Raw genomic sequence first — 19467 nt, 5'->3', positions numbered from 1 at the left:
CAATGAAAAAACGATTAATATATATGCTGGCGCTGACCACTCTGCTATTCAGCGCCTGTTCGGAAAGTTTCCTGGATAGTGAGCCAACAACTTCGTTGACCGACGGGAACTTCTATAAAACCAAAAAAGATGCTGAGCTGGCGATCGTAGGTTGCTACGACGGTGTTCAGGCAATCTACAACAACGGCATTGCCTTCCCCGTGTTGTCGGAAGTCGTATCAGACAACTGCTTTGGCGGTACCGGGAATACTGACGGTTTGAATTACCGGATGCTGGACCAGTTCGATTTGCAGGTTTCTCCGGGTGATGTTGATGCCTTGAATAATAACTGGATTGCCTATTACAAGTCAATTTACCGTTGCAACGTATTGCTGCAGAAAATGGATCAAATTGATTGGGAAGACGATACAGACTATCGCAATGAGATTGAAGCTCAGGCTCGTTTCCTGCGTGCTTTCGCATACTTCGACATGGTTCGTTTGTGGGAACGTGTTCCTTTGCTGACTGAGCCTTCAGACGAAAATATTCCGCAATCGCCTGCCGATTCAACCTACACGGTTATCACGAAAGACCTGATGTTTGCTGCCGAAAACGGAGCTGAATCGGTTGAGCCGGGCCGCGTGAATAAATGGGCTGCAAAAGCATTGTTGGGACGAGTTTATTTGTACTATACCGGTTACTATGCAAAATCTGATTTGGTTGGATTGGTATCGAAGTCGGAAGCTTTGCAGGGGCTGGAAGACATTGTTTCTTCAGTTGGAACAACCGGTTACGGTTTGGTACCCGAGTATAAAAACCTGTGGCCTGCTGCTGCGGCAACAGTGAACGATGATATGACCGGAATTGAAACAACTTATGCCGGTAAAGACAATATGGAAACCCTGTTCGCGGTGAAGTACAACATTACTTCAAACTACGATGGCGATACCGATGGCAACCATTGGTTGGTGATGTTGGGTGCCCGTGGTCAGCATTTCACTCCTTACGGAAAAGGGTGGGGAGCCTGCACGGTTTTACCTTCATTGTACCAGGCTTACGAAACCGACGACACACGGAAAGTAGCTTCGGTAATTGCTTTTTCTGAAGAAGGTTTGGATTTCGACAACTCGGACCAACGCGAATACACCGGTTACACCAACAAGAAATACACACCGATGTCGACTTACGTTTTGGATACGGAAACCGGCGAGTACGTGGTGAAAGATGTGGCAGAAGCCAATGGTGCTGTGAACTTCCAGATTGGTCAGTTCCAGGATTACGTGGTCATGCGTTATGCTGATGTGTTGTTGATGGCTGCTGAATTGGGAAGTTCCAATGCGCAGAGCTATTTCGATCAGGTTCGCGAACGTGCCGGTTTGACTTCAAAAGCGGTGAGCAAAGAAAACATCATGACTGAACGTCGGTTCGAGTTTGCATTCGAAGGATTGCGCTACTGGGACCTGATGCGCCAGGGAGGTTCTGTTGCCGCCAGTACAATTGCTGTTTCAACCACTGTTCAGGACGGTGGAGTTGACTTCCAGAAAGTCATCAGTGCTTCAGACATTACTTCCAAACGCGGTTTAATGTTGATTCCTCAAACGCAGATTAGTTTATCTGCCGGTGTTTTAACTCAAAATGATGGTTGGAACTAATCTAAACTAAAATCTTATGAAGACAAGAAATTTTAAATTATACAGCCTTTTGTTGGGATTGATCCTGGCCATGTTCGCCTGTCAGCCCGATGAATTTAACTTGGGCGGTGTGTTGTCGAAAAGCGATTTGCAATACAGCATCACGCAGGATGCCACCGACCCCAACATGGTTATTCTCGAAAGCTTAACGCCGGGTGTTACACCGTTGTGGGTTACACCAATGGGCCGTTCAACCCGGGTGAAGGACACTTTGCGATTCCCTTTTGCCGGAGAGTACCAATTTGTTTACGGTGTTGAAAGTGCCGGTGGTTTGGTACAAGCTGATACTTACCAGTTGAATATTACAACGGATAATTTCGACTATGTGACTGACCCGCTATGGACGATGTTGACCGGTGGTGTTGGCGAAAGCAAGACCTGGGTTCTTGACCTGTTCCCGAAAGACGAAGCGCCTAGCTATGCTAAATATTTCGTAGGACCGCTATATTTCTACGGCACCGACGACAGTTGGGCAACTGTTACCGAGGGACAAACTGTTGAAGGCGACAGCTGGAACTGGAAAGCAGACTGGGCCGGAAACGGTAGCTGGTTGTTCGGCTCCGAAACACAATTGGACTATGGAACGATGACTTTTGACTTGATTGGTGGCGCGCACATGACTGTTGACCACAAAATTTTGGGTCGCCAGGAAAGCGGTAGTTTTATGCTTGACGCTTCCAACCACACCATGCGCACGACTGATGCCTACATTTTGCACGATGCCGGACGTGACGGAGTCGTTATTGACTGGGGTGATTTGAAAGTTTTGTCGTTGACAGAAAATACAATGCAATTGGCAGCTTTGCGCGACGCGGCTTTGTCTGGTGAAGGAGCTTGTTTGTTAGTGTACAACTTTATTGCTAAAGATTACTCGGATAGTTGGGTCGCTCCAGATCAACCGGACCCGGAACCACCTTATGACGGCGATGCAAATGAAGATTTAACAACAGCTGTGAGCACTACAAAGACATGGAAAATTGATATGGATATTCCATATAATTGGCATGGTCTGGATGGCTCAGCTTTAAATGAAGTCGCGTCGACTGCCAGTGATGGTGGATTCGCATTTTCGACATGGACACCTCCATACGACGAGGCTGCATTTGGCGCCGTTTCGATGACTTTGACAAAAGAGGGTGACGATGGTGGCACTTATTCGATCCAAACACTTGATGGATCCTATGAGGGAAGTTACACTGTTGACGAGAGTAATAATATTGATTTCGGTCAACCTGTAACATTCTTTAGCAACGTTGGTGGTTGGTTGACATTTGGTACAACTGCAGAGAATACATTGAGGATTATTATCTCTGAAAAGGATGCGATAGGTAATATCGAAGGAATTTGGCTGGGCCAACGTTCGACGGATAAAGCAGAATATCTATCCTTGCACTTGAGTCCGGTTGCCGGAAGTGGTGCAGACGATGTTGTAACTGCGACTAAAAAGATCATCACCGCAAAAACATGGAAGTTGGATTCAGATCGCACTTACGATAAAACAACCAGCTGGGGCGCTGAGCAGGGACCGGTTATCTTCTCTGATTATGCAACCTGGGCCTGGAACCCGCTGCCAGGGCAACAGTATGCAGCCGGTGAAGAAGGAGTTGACTATGGAACTGTGAAATTTGAAATGGACGGAACAGTTACCGTGCAACAACGCAAACGGATTTATACTTTAGATGCAGATGGTTCTGTCATTAACGGTATTCCAAATCCCGACGACGGTGCCTTTACATTGCAAAGCGATGAAGTAGTGACACTAAACGGTACATGGGCTATCGACCTGGATGCAAACACAATTACCATGTCGGTTGGCATGCTACACCCATGGACTTGCGACTATGCCGTTGCTGACTGGGGTGCTTTGAAGATCTACCGGATTGAAAGCAACGCATTGTTGTTGCAGGAAACCCGGGATCCGGATCTTTCCGGCGAAGGTGAATTTGACATGACCTATATTTTTGTTCCAGCAGAATAGATAGATAAGTAAGAATTATTCCCCGGATATCGTATCGGTATCCGGGGATCATAAAACCGAAAGAGAGGAAGCTTTATTCCCGCCTGAACCAATAAAACCATTGAATCAACAAGCAAATGACGAAAGATATTAACAGATGGATCTACCTGCTACTTGTCGTTTTATCGATCGCAGGTTGCAGTAGTTCCAACAACGGAACAATCATCGAAGAACCGGAGGCCACGCTAATGGCAACTCCGACAACGTTCAGCTTTACGGCTGACGGAGGAACTGCCAGTTTTGATATTAGTAGCAACACAACCTGGCGCATTAACTTCAATTCAACAGATTGGTGCAAACCTTCGATCCAGTCGACCAAAGGAAATGCTACCGTTACGTTGACAGCCGAAGCAAATTCGACCACTGAAGAGAGAAATCTCTCGATGACATTAACTGCTGACGGTGCCGAAACAGTGACTCTGCAGTGCATACAGGCAGCTGCCGAGGAAGAGCCGGTTGACCCGGAAAGTCCCGATACCGTTGACCCGGACATGACGGGGATGGACAGCAATGCCGAAGCATTGGCTGCAAAACTTTACCTGGGCTGGAACCTTGGAAATACCCTGGAATCCATTGGAAGCGAAACTGCCTGGGGAAATCCAAAGGCTACGAGCGAACTGATTCAGGCAGTGAAAACTGCCGGCTTTAATGCGGTTCGAGTTCCTTGTGCCTGGAACCAATATTTGGAAGATCAAACAACATACAAGATAAAAGACACCTGGTTGGCCCGCGTGAAAGAAGTGGTTGATTATTGTGTCAGCAACAACGTTTACGTGATTCTGAACATCCACTGGGATGGTGGCTGGCTGGAAAACAATTGTACCGTAGTAGCGAAGGACGGAGTGAATGCGAAGCAAGCAGCCATTTGGAAGCAGATTGCGAAATACTTCCGCGATTACGACGAATACTTGCTGTTTGCCGGAGCCAACGAACCGAATGCCGATACGCAGGAGCAAGCCGATGTTTTGAAAACTTATATGCAGACATTTGTGGATGTGGTTCGGGCAACGGGAGGAAAAAATACCTACCGTAACCTGATCATTCCCGGCCCAAATACTGACATTGATAAGACAAATGATTTGATGAGCTTGCCGACTGATGCAACAGCCAATCGTTTGATGGCCGAAGTGCATTATTATTCACCCTGGAATTTCTGCGGTTTGGAAGCAGATGCCAGTTGGGGCAAGATGTTCTACTTTTGGGGAGCCGACAACCACATGACTGATGGTGGCGACCGGAATGCCAGCTGGGGAGAAGAGGATTACGTTGATGCGCAGTTCAAGAAAATGAAAACGAAGTTTGTCGATCAGGGTGTACCTGTTATTTTAGGCGAATTTGCACCTATCCGCCGTGATTTGAGTGCTTACGATGCCAGCTGGCAACAGAAACACGACGACTCGCGCGCCTGGTTTTCAGAGTACGTCGTTAAGCAAGCTAAAGCGCACGGTATGGTGCCATTCTATTGGGACAATGGACCAACCTCTGCGGGAGCTTCCGGTATTTTCGACCGGACTACAAACGCAGTTGGAGACCAACAGTTACTGGATGGTTTGACGCGTGGTGCGGCAGCCGGAACTTATCCTTTCTAAGGAATTGAATAGTAAACCATAATTGACGGGCAGAATCTGGAGTTCAGCGAGCTAACATTGAGGAAGTCCATCAACCTTTAAATACAGAACGAATGAAGACAATAGTAGTAGTAGCGTTACTGTGTGCTCTTTTTGCAGGGTGTAGCCCCAAGGGCTACCAGGCAGATGAGAGCGGAGTAACCGTATTCCCGAAACAAACAACAGAGAATGGGGCGAAGGCTGTTCGGGTAATGCCCGTTAGCGATGAGATAATTCGGGTGTCAGCTTCGGCAACAGGTCAGTTTTCGGCTGATTCAAGCTTGATCGCTCTCCCTGAAGATAAACAAGTTGAATTCACAACCAGCGAAGATGATCAGGTTGTGAAAGTCGCCACAGCCAGTACAACGGTTGAAATTTCAAAAGAAAACGGCGTGGTTCGTTTCTTCGATCAGGACGGAAATGAAATTCTGGCTGGTGCCGAGAACGGAACGACGATGAAACCGATGGAGGTTGATGGTGTGAAAGCATTCGAGCTTCAGCAAGTATTCGACTCGTCGGATGATGAAGCACTGTACGGTTTGGGGCAGCACCAGGCTGACGAAATGAACTATAAAGGCAAAAACGAGGAGCTGTTCCAATACAACACGAAGGTGTCGGTTCCGTTTATCCTTTCAACTCAGAATTACGGGATCCTGTGGGACAACTATTCTTTGTCGCGCTTTGGAGATCCTCGTCCTTACGGACAGATGGATCAGTTTATCCAATACGGCAAAGATGGGAAAGAAGGAGGCTTGACAGCGACCTACATTGATGATTCGCGCAAAGGACACGTCTTTGTTGAACGCCAGGAACCAACGATCGACTACGAAAACCTGGAAACCATCAATAAATTTCCGGAAGGTTTCAGCTTCGATCATGCCCAAATTACCTGGGAGGGAGATATTGAAGCGCAGGAAAATGGCGTGTTTAATTTTCTGTTGTACTACGCAGGTTACACCAAATTGTACATCGACGGACAGTTGATGGTGGATAAATGGCGTACGGCGTGGAACCCATCTGTTGCCAAGTTTCAGGTTGATATGAAGGCTGGTCAGCGTTTCCATGTGAAGCTTGACTGGATTCCGGATGGTGGTGTTTCTTATATAGGGTTGAAGGCGCTTTCTCCGGTCGATCCGGAGCAGCAAAAACATATTTCATTCTACTCTGAAATGGGAAATCAGATCGACTACTATTTCATGAAAGGAAGTTCGATGGACGACGTGATCAGCCGTTACCGCGAGCTGACCGGTAAAGCTCAGGTGATGCCGAAATGGGCGATGGGCTTCTGGCAAAGTCGCGAGCGTTACAAAACGCAGGATGAGCTGGAAGGCGCTTTGAAAGAATTCCGCAAACGTCACATCCCGATTGATAATATTGTGATGGACTGGTCGTACTGGAAAGTTGATCAGTGGGGAAGCCACGAGTTCGACCCGGCACGTTTCACCGATCCGGAAGCGATGATCAAAACGGTACACGATAACAATGCGCACATCCTGATTTCGGTGTGGCCGAAGTTTTACCCCAATACAGAGCACTACAAAGAGTTTGACAAAAATGGCTGGATGTACCAACAAGCCATTAAGGATAGCATTTTGGACTGGATTTATCCGGGACATCTGGGATCGTTCTATGATGCCTACTCGCCGGGAGCCCGCAAGTTGTTCTGGAAGCAAATCGACGAAAAGTTGTATTCGAAAGGAATTGATGCCTGGTGGTTGGATGCTACAGAACCGGATATCCTGTCGAATGCGAGTGTTGAATACCGCAAAAAGCTGATGAACCCAACTGCATTGGGATCATCAACTCAATACTTCAACGCTTTTGCCTTGATGAATGCAAAAGGTATTTACGAGGGACAGCGCGCCAAGAATCCGGTTGACCGTGTATTTATTCTGACCCGCTCCGGATTTGCCGGAATGCAGCGTTACGGAACCACAACCTGGAGTGGTGACATTGGTACTTGCTGGGAAGATTTGGAAGCTCAAATCCCTGCCGGAATCAACTTCTCCATGTCTGGCCTTCCTTATTGGACCATGGATATTGGTGGTTTCAGCGTTCAAAAGAAATTTGAAAACGCGAAGGAAGGTTCGGAAGAAATGGCGGAGTGGCGCGAGTTGAATACCCGCTGGTACCAGTTTGGTGCTTTCGTTCCTTTGTTCCGTGTGCATGGTCAGTACCCTTACCGCGAGATTTACAACCTGGCTCCCGAAAGCCACCCGGCTTACCAGTCGATGTTGTACTACAATAAATTGCGCTATCACCTGATGCCGTACATCTACAGCTTGACCGGTGCGGTTTACCACCACGATTACACCATGATGCGTGGTTTGGCGATGGATTTTGCAAGCGACAAACGCGTGCTGAATATCGACGACCAGTTTATGTTTGGGCCTTCATTGATGGTTTGCCCGGTGTATCATTTCAAAGATCGCCAGCGCGATGTGTATTTCCCGAACAGTGGCGGATGGTATAATTTGTACACCGGAAAATACATGGCTGGTGGCCAAAAGCAAAGTGTTGATGCACCTTACGAACGTATGCCTTTATTCGTTCGCGAAGGTTCAATTATCCCGGTTGGTCCGGAGATTGAGTATGCAGCCGAGAAACCGGATGCACCACTAGATCTGTACGTTTACGCCGGAAAAGACGCTAGTTTTGAATTGTACGAAGACGAAAACACCAATTACAATTATGAAAACGGTGCATTCAGTACCATTCAATTCAACTATAACGAAGCTGATAAGAAGTTAACAATACAAGCGCGAGAGGGTGAATTCCCGGGAATGGTTGCCAATCGAAAATTCCGGGTAATCGTGGTGTCCCGCGACAATGCCGTGCCTTTCCTTGATTCGGACGTATCGGGCAAGGAGATTGATTATAACGGCGAGAAAGTGGAAGTTTCCCTGTAGTATGTGGTTCTAAAAGTCCATCTGAGTCTAATTGGAAGAATGATATTTGGTTGAAGCGAAAAAGGATGGATGTTTTTTCAGGAAGCAGAGACTATTCAGTAGCAATAGTCTCTGCTTCTTTGTCTGTATTTGCCCTTATTTGTGATTTGCTGAATTTCCTGAAAATCAAGTTTTGTAACATAATTTGATTCGCTGACGGCTTTTTATCAGAATTGAAACTTGGATATTCGAAAATTCTTGTAATTTTTGTCTTTAGATAGGCCAAATGAACCCGATGAACAATCCGATAAAACTTATAGTACTGCTTGTTTTAGCTGCGCATCAATTGTTCGGCGCCGACAACACACAGCAGGACAGGTACAAGTTCATGCAATTGTCGATCAACGACGGATTGTCGAATAACCAGGTAAAAGCGATTTTGAAGGATAGTCAAGGCTTTATGTGGTTTGGAACAGGGAGAGGCCTGAACCGTTTTGACGGAACGAACTTCAAGATTTACACGCACGATTCGTTTGACGAAACAACAATCCCCTATAATTCGGTAGACTTTCTGTTTGAAGACTTCGACCAGTGCATTTGGTTGAAATCAATCAATGATTATGTGATTTTCGACCCGGGAAAGGATTCTTTTTCGTCACTTCCAGCATACTACAAGGGAAGTAAAATTGCTCTGGCGAATTTGCGAACGATCACAAAAGATCGGGAGAAGCGAACCTGGTTTGTAAATGCAAGCAAAGGCCTTTATTATTACGATCACCAGGCGGAACGTGCCGACTCGATTCCGGTAGGAACCGATAACTTTGATTTAACAAAAAATGACTCCTTCGAGGCCATCGCATTCGACTCGAAAAATCAAGGCTGGCTTGTTTCCAGGTATTTCGAGATTTTTAAAATAGATCCTGAGCGGAAACAGGTGCTCGAGAAGTTTTCACTTTTTGAGGAGCCTCCGGGCGAAAATACATCCTGCAATATTTTTGTTGACAGCGACGACGATGTTTGGATCTGGGCTCCGGGGCAACCCTACGGTGCTTTCCAGATAAAAGCGAAAGATGGTAGTGTTGTGCACTACACCGATGGCTTGTCACCTTTGCAATTAAATGCCAACATGGTGTCGTCGATTGTGGAGGAAAAGAATGGGCTGATTTGGATTGCTTCCGACCATGGTGGAATTAATGTGCTCGATAAGAAAAGCGGCAAGACTTTTTCGCTGGTTAATAATCGCGACGATCGTTTCAGCCTTTGTCAGAATAGTGTAAACACCATTTATTGTGATGACGAAGGGATTGTTTGGGCCGGAACTTTCAAAAAGGGAATCAGCTACTATCACCCGAACCTGGTTCAATTTGAGCACTACAGTTACCTTCCGTCGGTACCCAATAGCTTGCCCTACGACGATGTGAACTGTTTTGCCGAAGACAACAAAGGCAATCTTTGGATTGGGACCAACGGTGGCGGCCTGATTTATTTTGACCGCAAAGCAAAGAGCTTTAAAACTTATAAGAACGATCCTTCTGATCCGCAAAGTTTGAGCAGCAATGTGATTGTGACTTTGCTGTTCGACCGGAATAACCAGCTTTGGGTTGGTTCCTATTTCGGAGGACTGGATCGTTTTGACGGCAACGTCTTCCATCATCACAAACATAATCCCTCCGATCCGACCACAATCTCGGATAACCGGGTTTGGGAAATCTTCGAGGATTCGCGGCGTAACCTGTGGATTGGTACGCTCGCCGGCGGACTCAACCTGTACGACCGGGAGAAAGATGCATTTTACCACTACCGTTATGGGGATGTCAATTCTGTTGGGGCCGATTTCATTACGTCCGTCATTGAAGATTCGGAAAACAACCTGTGGATTGGAACGTCTGATGGAATCGACCGGTTCAACCTGGATACCCGCCGGTTTTACCATTTTGCAGCAGAACCCGGAGTTCCTGGCCATTTGAGCGATAAAAACGCCATCGATTTGCACGAAGACTCGCGTGGTTACCTTTGGATTGCGACTATGGAAGGCTTGAATGTTTTTGATAAACGTTCGGAGCAATTCCTGGTGTTTACTGAAAAAGATGGCTTGGAAGACAGCAATATCAAAACATTGCAGGAAGATCAGGACGGAAACCTTTGGGTTTCGACAACACACGGTCTTTCCAAGATTACGGTTGTTCAGGAAGGAGAGAGTCATCAGGTTGGCGACTTGAAGATTCAGGTTGTCAATTACGATGTGATGGACGGATTGCAGGGAAAAGAATTTAACGAGAAGGCGGCCTACCGGACCAAGCGGGGGGAATTGATTTTTGGCGGCGGGAACGGGTTTAACTTGTTTGTTCCCGAAGAGATTCAAAAGTTAGAGCCCGACAATAAACTAATTCTGACCGGGCTGAGGGTCTTCAACCAGGAAGTAAAGGTTGGGGTGCCTCTTCGCAATCGGGTCATTTTGGATCAGACCCTTTACCGGCAAAAGGCGATTACCTTGCAATACAACGAGAATGTTTTCTCGGTTCGGTTCGCGGCGCTGAATTATTTTCACCCAGAGAAGAACATGTTCCGGTACCGATTGGAAGGCTTTAACCAGGAATGGTTAAATGCTGATCCCAAAAACATGGAAGCAACTTTTACAAACCTGAATGCTGACGACTATTATTTTCAGGTGCAGGTGAGCACCGACGGAACGCATTGGAGCAGTCTGGAGCCACCGCTGAAAATCACCGTTCTTCCACCGTTTTGGAAAAGTACCTGGGCAATGATTTTTTACCTGATCCTGGCGATTGTCATTTTGTACTTCACGCGTCGTTTCATGTTGGAGCGGCAGCGCCTGAAATTTGAGGCAGAGCAGGAGCACCTGGAGGCGCAACGCATTCAGCAGCTGGATACCCTGAAGACAAAGTTCTTCACGAATATCAGCCACGAGTTCCGCACGCCGCTCACGCTGATCATGTCTCCGTTGGAGAAGTTGATTAACCGCACGGATGATGCGAAAAACCGCAATCAGCTGATCTTTATCCATCGCCAGTCCCGGCGACTCCTTGCGATGGTAAACCAGCTGCTCGATTTCCGGAAAATGGAGTTTCAAAAGATCGAGGCGAAACGCTCGTGGGGTGATCTGGCGGCTTTCATTTCCGATCTCGGGATTTCGTTTCACGATATGGCCGACAACAAGCAGGTGGACTTTAATGTGAGCGTGAATCGTCCTTCTTTTTACACCTACTTCGATCAGGATAAAACCTATAAAATCATCTCGAACCTGCTTTCCAACGCGTTTAAATTTACGCCCGAGCGAGGCAGTATTGTTGTTTCGGCGACGATGGAGGGTGAGTCGTTTCTGATGAATGCCAAGCCACATGTTTGGTTTCAGTTGGAAGTTCAGGACAGTGGGATCGGTATTCCGGAAGATAAACAAACGAAGATTTTCGACCGCTTTTACCAGGACGATGTGCCCAACTCGATCGTTAACCAGGGAAGTGGTATTGGTTTGTCAATGGTGAACGAATACGTCAGTATTCTGGATGGAACGATAAAGGTTAACAGTGTTGTTGGCAAAGGAAGTACATTCACGGTGCGTATGCCGGTGCAGCTGTTCACCGCAGAGGAAGCTGAAATCATAAACAAGGAGCAGGATGAACGCGAAGGCATGAAGTTCTTTGCGGAGTCGGCCCAACCGGAAGTGAAAGATCCTGCGTTTGATTCGTCGAAACGGACGATTTTACTGGTTGAGGATAACGATGATTTCCGGTTCTACCTGAAAGACAACCTGCGCGAAAACTACAATATTTTTGAAGCTCCGAACGGACAAGCCGGTTGGGAAATGTGTCTGAAGCACCTGCCCGACATCGTTGTCAGCGATGTGATGATGCCGGTTTTGACAGGGACTGAGCTGTGCAAGAAGATTAAGGGCGACGGGAGAACCTCGCACTTGCCGGTGATTCTACTAACCGCTAAAGTTGAAGCCGAAGACAAATTGGAAGGGCTCGAATCGGGAGCTGATGATTACATCTCTAAACCCTTCGATTTCCGGATTCTGGAGTCGCGGATTGAAAACCTGATCAACAGTCGCGAGCAGCTGCGGCAAACTTACCAGACCATGATTGGCATTAATCCGGAGAAAATCGAGGTGACATCACTGGACGAAAAGTTCATTAAGAAAGCGCTGGAAGTGGTTGAGAAGAACATCTCGAACTCGGACTTCTCTGTGGAGGATTTGGCGCAGGAAGTCGGCATGAGCCGGGTGAGCCTGTACAAAAAACTGCTGTCGCTGACGAAGAAATCACCGGTCGAATTTATTCGGATTATTCGCTTGAAACGAGCAGCCGATTTGCTGGAAAACTCGCAGCTGTCGGTTTCGGAAGTGGCTTACCAGGTAGGTTTTAACAGCCCGCGCTATTTCACCCGCTACTTCAAGGAATATTACAAGGAACTGCCTTCGGAGTACATCGCTAAGCACCGTCGCATTGAAAATGATTTCAAGGATGACTTTTAGGGTTGTTTGACGAAGCCAGATCTGATCAGACGAGAAAGAGCGAAATAAAAAGCGCTGCCAACAATCCGTATTCCTGCAGATTATCCTGGATAAACTTTCTCGCTTTGGTCATGTGGTCTTCAACTGTTTTGATGGAAATTTGAAGTTCACTGGCAATTTGTTTGTTCGAATATCCCTGTTCTTTACTAAGCCGATAGATGTGTTGCCGGCTTGAGGGGAGTTTGCTGACCAGATTTCCAACAGCTTCGGATAACAGGTCATAATTAACCTGCGACTCGGTTGCGATGGAATTGGTGACAACCGTATTCTTCAGGTAGTCGTAGTAATCCTGCTCCGAGATTTTCTTTCGGAAAGCGGAGATGATTGTATTCTTGGCAATGGTAAAAATGTAGGAGTCCAGTTGTGAATCCGGTTTGATCGACTGTCGGTTTATCCAGATCTTGATGAAAACTTCCTGTATCAAATCCAGCGTGTCGGCTTCCGTTTTCAGGTACCCGTAAATAAATACATAAAGCCGCCTGCTGTACTTTTGGTACAGTTCATTAAGGGTGTTCTTGTCCCCGTTTTTGAGGTTTTGGATTAGTTTGGCGTCTGTCATGTAGTCGGGCTTGCAGTAGTACGATCGTAAAATTAAGAAATAGTTATAGGCATTTCCTAGTTTTTATTTCAAAAAAATATTGGTCGGAGCAGGGGTAGTTTGATGGTTGTGCGTTTACCGAATCAGATGACCAAGAATTACCAATGAAAAACTACTTCAAAAATTTCCTTCAAAATAAAGCAACGAAAGAAGATTTCGTTTCATTCCTAAAGCTGATGAAAGATTCGGACAATGAGGAGTTGCTAACTGCTGAGATGAAGGAGCATTGGGAAACGACGATCAATGAACAGGCGGCTCCGAACCTGGAACCAACACTTCACGAAATTCATTATAAAATTAATCGGTTGGAAAAGGGGCGGTCCGGACGGTTGCGCATGCTGAATATTGTCACTCGCGTTGCGGCAATCCTGTTAATACCCGTTTTGATCGCTTCTGCCTATCTGTTTTTCAATCAAAGCAGAGCTGTTGAACAGTTTATCTCAACACCGCTGGCTTCGCAGACTTCCTTTCAACTACCCGACGGAACAAAAGTATGGCTGAACGCCGGTTCCAGCTTGAATTTCCCGAGTAAGTTTTCCGGCAAAGAACGCAAAGTTGAACTTGTGGGGGAGGCTTATTTTGACGTAGTGAAGAGCTCAACGCCTTTTGTCATTCAGGCAAACCAGCTGCATGTTCAGGTTTTGGGAACGGCTTTCAATGTAATGGCTTATGAAAATGAACAGCCTGCTGTTACCTTGGATCGTGGCTCGGTGGCCATTAGTACAGAAGGAATGGCGAAGCAGATGTTGAAGCCCGGCTTTCAGGCTGTGCTGGATACCCTGAATAAACAAGTCTCGGTTACGAAAGTGGAAACCGATTTGTTTTCCTGCTGGCGCGACCATCGAATGGTTTTCAGAAACGAACCACTTAAACAAGTTGTGGAAAAATTAGAGCGTTGGTATAATGTGGATATCGACGTGGTCGACAGCTCGCTGCTTGCAAATGAGGTAACCGCCAATATTGAATATGAATCGATTCAGGAAGTGCTTGATTTGATGCGATTGACGATGCCTATTGAGTACTCCTATGATAAAGAAACCAGAAAGCTAATCATACGAAAACACTAATTCGAAAAACGAAATTGCCTATGCATAGAACCTAAACGATTGAGAAAATGTAAAGTGGGAAAGCTCCCAACTTCCCCACCTTTAATCAATAATTTCTGCGAATTATTAATTCTAACAATTCAAACTTATGAAAAAAAATGAATTGAAGGTTACTCCTTTGGGGTTTTTCTTCATTAAATTCCTAATTGCTATGAAGTTAAGTGTCTTGTTGTTATTCCTGTCTGTTTTCACAGCAGTTGCTTCAGAGACCTATTCTCAAACCGCTAAACTTTCTGTTTTAGCACAAAATGAATCGATTGATTTGGTGTTGAGAAAAATCGAAGATCAAAGTCAGTACCGATTTTTCTATTCAGGTACTGTTAATACGAATCAAAAAGTAACAGTAAACAGCCAAAATGAGGATATTGAAACTATTCTTACTCAAATTTTAAGTGGCACTGATATCAGTTACAAGATTTCGGGTCGCCAGGTTGCGTTGTTCAACGAGCATGAGGGAGGAAGTGATCGGACTGTTCAGCAGTCGTTAACCGTAAGTGGGACTGTAAAAAGCGATAGTGGCGAGCCTCTGCCGGGGGTAACTGTTGTTATCAAAGGAACGTCGAACGGGACGATTACTGATGCTAACGGATACTATTCCCTGACTGAAGTTCCATCTGAATCAACTTTAATCTTCCAGTTTGTTGGGATGAAATTGCAGGAAGTCGAGCTGAATGGCCGAACATCTGTTGATATTGTTTTGGAAGAAGAAACAATCGGTTTGGAGGAGGTTGTGGCGATTGGTTACGGTACTGTTCGCCGGGCCGATGTAACCGGTTCTATTTCATCCATCGGAGCCGACGATTTCAACCTTGGTATTACGATGGCACCAGAACAACTGATGCAGGGTAAAGTTGCCGGGGTAAATATTATTCAAAATAGTGGGCAGCCCGGTGCTGCGTCAACAGTTCGGATCCGCGGTTCCAGTTCGGTATCGGCCGGTAACGACCCCTTGTATGTTGTTGATGGTGTTCCTTTGCAATTTACGTCTGCGAATGAGTATGTTAATGTTTCGGGAGAAAGTAGCACATCTCCATTTTCTTCTGAAGGAACAAACCCGCTGAATGCCATTAACCCATCGGATATTGAGTCGATTGAAATTTTGAAGGATGCATCTGCAACGGCGATCTACGGTTCTCGCGGTGCAAACGGTGTCATCATCATTACAACCAAAAGTAAATCATTCGGCGAGTCGGTTTCTTACGATACCTATGTTGGGATTTCTACTGTTCGGAAGGAATTGGATGTTTTAACGGCCGATGAGTACCGAAACTATGCTGAGTCCAATGGCTTGTCTTATCCGGATTTGGGCGCGAATACCAATTGGCAGGATGTTATTTTCCGCAGTGCATTGAGCCAGAACCACAATTTGTCATTTGGGGGAGGTTCAAAGAACAGTAATTACCGCGCGTCTTTTGGTTACAACTCGCAGGAAGGAATTATCGAAGCTTCTAAGATTCAGAAATACACCGCTCGTTTAAATGCGAATCATACTGCCATTGATGGCAAGTTGAATATTGCCCTCAATATGACCTATGGGAAAATTATGGACGACATCGTACCGATTTCATCCAATATTGGTAACGAAGGTGGTAACATTTTGAAAGATGCCATCCGTTGGGCGCCGACTCTGCCTGTTTACAATGAAGATGGCAGCTACTACCAGATTGGTGAATTGCGTGTCAACCCGTTGTCGTGGGCGACTGAAATTACCGATGAACGCAAAACAAACATGTTCTTGGGAAACGTGAATCTTTCCTACGAAATTTATAAAGGTTTGAAAGCCTCGGTGAATTTTGGTCACAACGACGAGGCCGTTAATCGCTATTCTGCTGTTCCGGCTGACCACCCAATCGGTGAATCAGAAGGAGGCCGCGCTTCAATCAGCAAGGTGCATAACACCAGTTCGTTGATTGAAGGTAACCTGACTTATACCAAAGACTTCGGAGACAATAGCAGTATTACCGCTTTGGTCGGTTCTTCTTACCAGCGTTTTGTAACCGAAAATACCTTTACATCGGCCAACCAGTTTGTTTCAACTTCCGTACAGTGGAACCTGATGCAGTCGGGAAGTTTGGTGTCCAATACATCTTATAAATCTGCTAACCGGTTAGCTTCGCAATATGCTCGTGTAAATCTGAAACTCTCTGATCGTTATTTGATTACCGCAACGTTGAGACGCGATGGTTCGAGCCGTTTTGGTGGCAACAACAAATACGGTTTATTCCCTTCAGGAGCATTTGCCTGGAAATTATCGGATGAGCCGTTTTTCAATAGTGAACTGATTAGCAACATGAAAGTTCGTTTAGGATACGGTGTGACGGGTAACCAGGAAATACCGAACGATTTGTTCCGTGAACAGTTGTCAATTTCGGGCTCAAACGTGTATGTTTTGGGAGGTACGGCTATCCCAAGTGTGCTCCCAAGTAACTATCCAAATCCGGACTTGAAATGGGAAACAACAGCTCAGTCAAACGTCGGAATCGATTTTGGATTATGGGATCAACGCGTCACCGGTTCGCTTGACTATTATAAAAAGCACACAACTGATTTGTTGCTGGAATTCTCGACCGCTTCACCATCTGTAGTTTCTACGCAATGGGCAAATGTTGGAGAAGTTGACAACAACGGTTTTGAGCTTACGCTGGAGGGTAAAATAATTCGTAAATCCGATTTCCAGTGGAATGCAAGTTTGAATTTTTCAACCAATAAGAATGAGGTAATTACTTTGTCGAACGAAGATTTCTCGCGCGAATACATTTATACTGCCGCTACTTCGGGTGTCGTAAGTAACGGAACCAGCACGCAAATTATCAAGCCAGGCTATGAATTGGGAACTTTCTGGGGGCGCAAGTACACTGGCCTCGATGAAGATGGCATGGAAACTTATTTGGATGAAGACGGAGACGGAACAGCTGATTTGGTTGCAATTGGTTCTGCAAACCCGGATTTCACCTATGGTTTTAGTAGCTCGTTCTTTTGGAAGAAATTTGATTTATCGATCTCTTTCCGGGGTGTTGTGGGTAACGATGTTTATAACAACACCGAGGCTGAATTTAGTTATGTGAATGCTACGCCAGGTGTTAACGTCTTGAGATCAGCACTGGACTTGGGGATGAGCCGGGACCAAATTTCGCAGTTCTCTTCTCGCTGGATTCAAAATGCCGGCTTCCTTCGACTTGACAACATGAGTGTAGGTTATACTTTCGATACTGACCGCGTGGAATTCCTATCAAAAGCACGTATTTACGTTACAGGCCAGAACCTGTTTGTGATTACTGATTACTCCGGTTACGATCCGGAGGTGAGAACAAACACCAACCGTGGTGGTACTGCTCCTCTGGGTATTGATTACTTGTCTTACCCAAGACCGCGTGTGTTTATGATTGGTGCTAGCTTGTCATTTTAATTTGAAGGAAGACTAACTATTAAAACTTTAGATCATGAAATTTTTAAAATCTATAAATAAGAAATTAATTGTTGGACTCTCTTTCTCACTTTTGGTCTTCTCTGCATGTGACGACTTACTGGAAGAGGACGTCTATTCAATTTACACGCCGGATAATTTCTATTCCAACGATGCACAGGTGCTTTCTTCCCTGTCCGGAGCATACCGAAATTTCGCGGCTATACCAACCTTTGGGCAGGAATACCGTGCCCTCGAACTTTGTGCCGACCAGGTAGCTTGTCACGGAAAGATCCAGGGATGGTGGGCTAACAGCGATCTGGAACAGCTGTCGGAGCATAAATGGGATGCCAGTCATGGCTATATCAATACATTCTGGAATACATTGTTTCGCACGGTCGGTCAGGCGAATGCGTTGATTTCTTCACTGGATGCCTCAGGTTTGGAAAACGTTGTTGGTGCAAAGGCCGAGTTAAGGGTTTTACGTGCTTATGCCTATTTCTATTTGATGGATCTTTATGGCAACGTACCCATATTTACGGAACCTAAAGTTGATCCGAATGACTTGCCAACGCAAAATACCCGGACTGAAGTCTTCGATTTTGTAATCAGTGAATTGGATGATGCAGTCGCCGACCTTCCTTCTCAGAATGATGTGGGCAGCGAGTATTACGGTCGTCTGACACAGGAAGCTGTTTACAGTCTGAGAGCAATGGTTTATTTGAATGCGGAAATCTATACCGGAACAGCACATTGGGATGATGTAATCACCAATGCAGATTTAGTTATCAACTCGGGAGCTTTCCAATTGCTCGACGACTATTTTGACAATTTTGTCTATAACAATGATGAAAATGCCGAGATGATCTGGGCTGGCGTGTACACACCGGATGTTACCGGAGGTATTGGTCACCCGATTGTGCAGAAAGTTCTTCCGGGCATCGGGGGAGGCTTGTTTGGTTTGCCTTATACGCCTCAGGATGGTTTCGGTACACGACCTTCTGTTCCGGCATTGTACGAAGAGGGAGACGATCGTTTGGGAATTTTCCTGATGCCGGGAGAGCTGAAAGATCCTCGCAATGGAGAAACCGTGATGGTTGAAGAAATTGTCCCTGATGGAAACTCATTCCTTTACGAAGAAGGTACATCAACCAAAGGGCCTGTTCCTTACGTGATTATCAACGCGACAGGTATTCGTAACCAACCCATGAATGCCGGTATCAAGTGGATTAAATGGGGACTCGATCCAAACACCAATGGTGGTAATGCCGGTAACGACATTGCCTGGTTCCGTTTGGCAGACGTGATCTTGATGAAAGCCGAAGCGTTGGCACGTAAAAGTGATTTCTCCGGTGCTTTGCCGCTGGTTAACCAAGTTCGTGAACGAAGTCATGCATCGACACTTTCCGCTGTTACTTTGAATGATATTTTCGAAGAACGAGGTCGGGAGTTAGTGTTTGAAATGAAACGCAGAAACGACCTGATTCGCTTCGGTAAATTTAATGATGCCTGGGAATTTAAAGATGCAGCAACCGACGACCATTGGAATTTATTTCCGATACCACAGGCTGCTATCAATGCGAATTCCAACCTCCAACAAAATCCTGGATACTAATTTAAATATTAGAGCAGCCCGAACAGCCT

General features: G+C 45.9%; 9 protein-coding genes. 8 read left to right on the top strand and 1 reads right to left on the bottom strand.

Annotation, left to right across the window (positions count from 1 at the left end; genetic code table 11):
- Positions 1–2: 2 nt before the first annotated feature.
- The 5 genes from BC643_RS11845 to BC643_RS11825 all read left to right on the top strand — a co-directional run bounded on the left by BC643_RS11845 (position 3) and on the right by BC643_RS11825 (position 12677).
- Positions 3–1631: a RagB/SusD family nutrient uptake outer membrane protein gene (locus tag BC643_RS11845; RefSeq protein WP_120273286.1), complete on the top strand. Its 1629-nt coding sequence runs from the start codon at positions 3–5 to the stop codon at positions 1629–1631.
- A 16-nt stretch (positions 1632–1647) separates the two neighbouring features.
- Positions 1648–3648: a hypothetical protein gene (locus BC643_RS11840; protein WP_147377207.1), complete on the top strand. Its 2001-nt coding sequence runs from the start codon at positions 1648–1650 to the stop codon at positions 3646–3648.
- 116 nt (positions 3649–3764) lie between these two features.
- Complete coding sequence (locus BC643_RS11835) at positions 3765–5276, top strand: cellulase family glycosylhydrolase (protein ID WP_170154533.1); 1512 nt, start codon at positions 3765–3767, stop codon at positions 5274–5276.
- Positions 5277–5368: 92 nt separating this feature from the next.
- Positions 5369–8203, top strand: coding sequence for a TIM-barrel domain-containing protein (locus tag BC643_RS11830; protein ID WP_120273284.1), 2835 nt, complete (start codon positions 5369–5371; stop codon positions 8201–8203).
- 274 nt (positions 8204–8477) lie between these two features.
- Complete coding sequence (locus BC643_RS11825; RefSeq protein ID WP_170154532.1) at positions 8478–12677, top strand: hybrid sensor histidine kinase/response regulator transcription factor; 4200 nt, start codon at positions 8478–8480, stop codon at positions 12675–12677.
- Between the two features lie 25 nt (positions 12678–12702).
- Here the strand turns inward: BC643_RS11825 and BC643_RS11820 are convergent, their stop codons facing one another.
- Entirely contained in the window at positions 12703–13275 is a 573-nt protein-coding gene (locus BC643_RS11820; protein ID WP_120273282.1) for an RNA polymerase sigma factor, read from the bottom strand.
- A 143-nt stretch (positions 13276–13418) separates the two neighbouring features.
- Between BC643_RS11820 and BC643_RS11815 the strand changes: the two genes are divergently transcribed.
- From BC643_RS11815 to BC643_RS11805, 3 genes are all read left to right on the top strand, one after another.
- Entirely contained in the window at positions 13419–14381 is a 963-nt protein-coding gene (locus BC643_RS11815) for a FecR family protein (protein WP_120273281.1), read from the top strand.
- A gap of 190 nt (positions 14382–14571) precedes the next feature.
- Positions 14572–17826 (top strand): TonB-dependent receptor, encoded by a 3255-nt coding sequence (locus BC643_RS11810; RefSeq protein WP_170154531.1) that lies wholly within the window; start codon positions 14572–14574, stop codon positions 17824–17826.
- Between the two features lie 34 nt (positions 17827–17860).
- Positions 17861–19438: a RagB/SusD family nutrient uptake outer membrane protein gene (locus BC643_RS11805; RefSeq protein WP_120273280.1), complete on the top strand. Its 1578-nt coding sequence runs from the start codon at positions 17861–17863 to the stop codon at positions 19436–19438.
- Positions 19439–19467 lie beyond the last annotated feature (29 nt).

The organism is Mangrovibacterium diazotrophicum, assembly GCF_003610535.1.
GTDB classification, from domain to species: Bacteria; Bacteroidota; Bacteroidia; order Bacteroidales; family Prolixibacteraceae; genus Mangrovibacterium; species Mangrovibacterium diazotrophicum.
Note: the sequence above shows the minus strand (reverse complement) of the source record. Positions and strands in the feature narration are given on the sequence as shown.

What these genes read in the sequence shown, in the direction of transcription:
- BC643_RS11810 (WP_170154531.1), top strand. Translation starts at nt 14,572, where the DNA reads ATGAAGTTAAGTGTCTTGTTGTTATTCCTGTCTGTTTTCACAGCAGTT.
- BC643_RS11845 (WP_120273286.1), top strand. Translation starts at nt 3, where the DNA reads ATGAAAAAACGATTAATATATATGCTGGCGCTGACCACTCTGCTATTC.
- BC643_RS11825 (WP_170154532.1), top strand. Translation starts at nt 8,478, where the DNA reads ATGAACAATCCGATAAAACTTATAGTACTGCTTGTTTTAGCTGCGCAT.
- BC643_RS11830 (WP_120273284.1), top strand. Translation starts at nt 5,369, where the DNA reads ATGAAGACAATAGTAGTAGTAGCGTTACTGTGTGCTCTTTTTGCAGGG.
- BC643_RS11840 (WP_147377207.1), top strand. Translation starts at nt 1,648, where the DNA reads ATGAAGACAAGAAATTTTAAATTATACAGCCTTTTGTTGGGATTGATC.
- BC643_RS11815 (WP_120273281.1), top strand. Translation starts at nt 13,419, where the DNA reads ATGAAAAACTACTTCAAAAATTTCCTTCAAAATAAAGCAACGAAAGAA.
- BC643_RS11820 (WP_120273282.1), bottom strand. Translation starts at nt 13,275, where the DNA reads ATGACAGACGCCAAACTAATCCAAAACCTCAAAAACGGGGACAAGAAC.
- BC643_RS11805 (WP_120273280.1), top strand. Translation starts at nt 17,861, where the DNA reads ATGAAATTTTTAAAATCTATAAATAAGAAATTAATTGTTGGACTCTCT.
- BC643_RS11835 (WP_170154533.1), top strand. Translation starts at nt 3,765, where the DNA reads ATGACGAAAGATATTAACAGATGGATCTACCTGCTACTTGTCGTTTTA.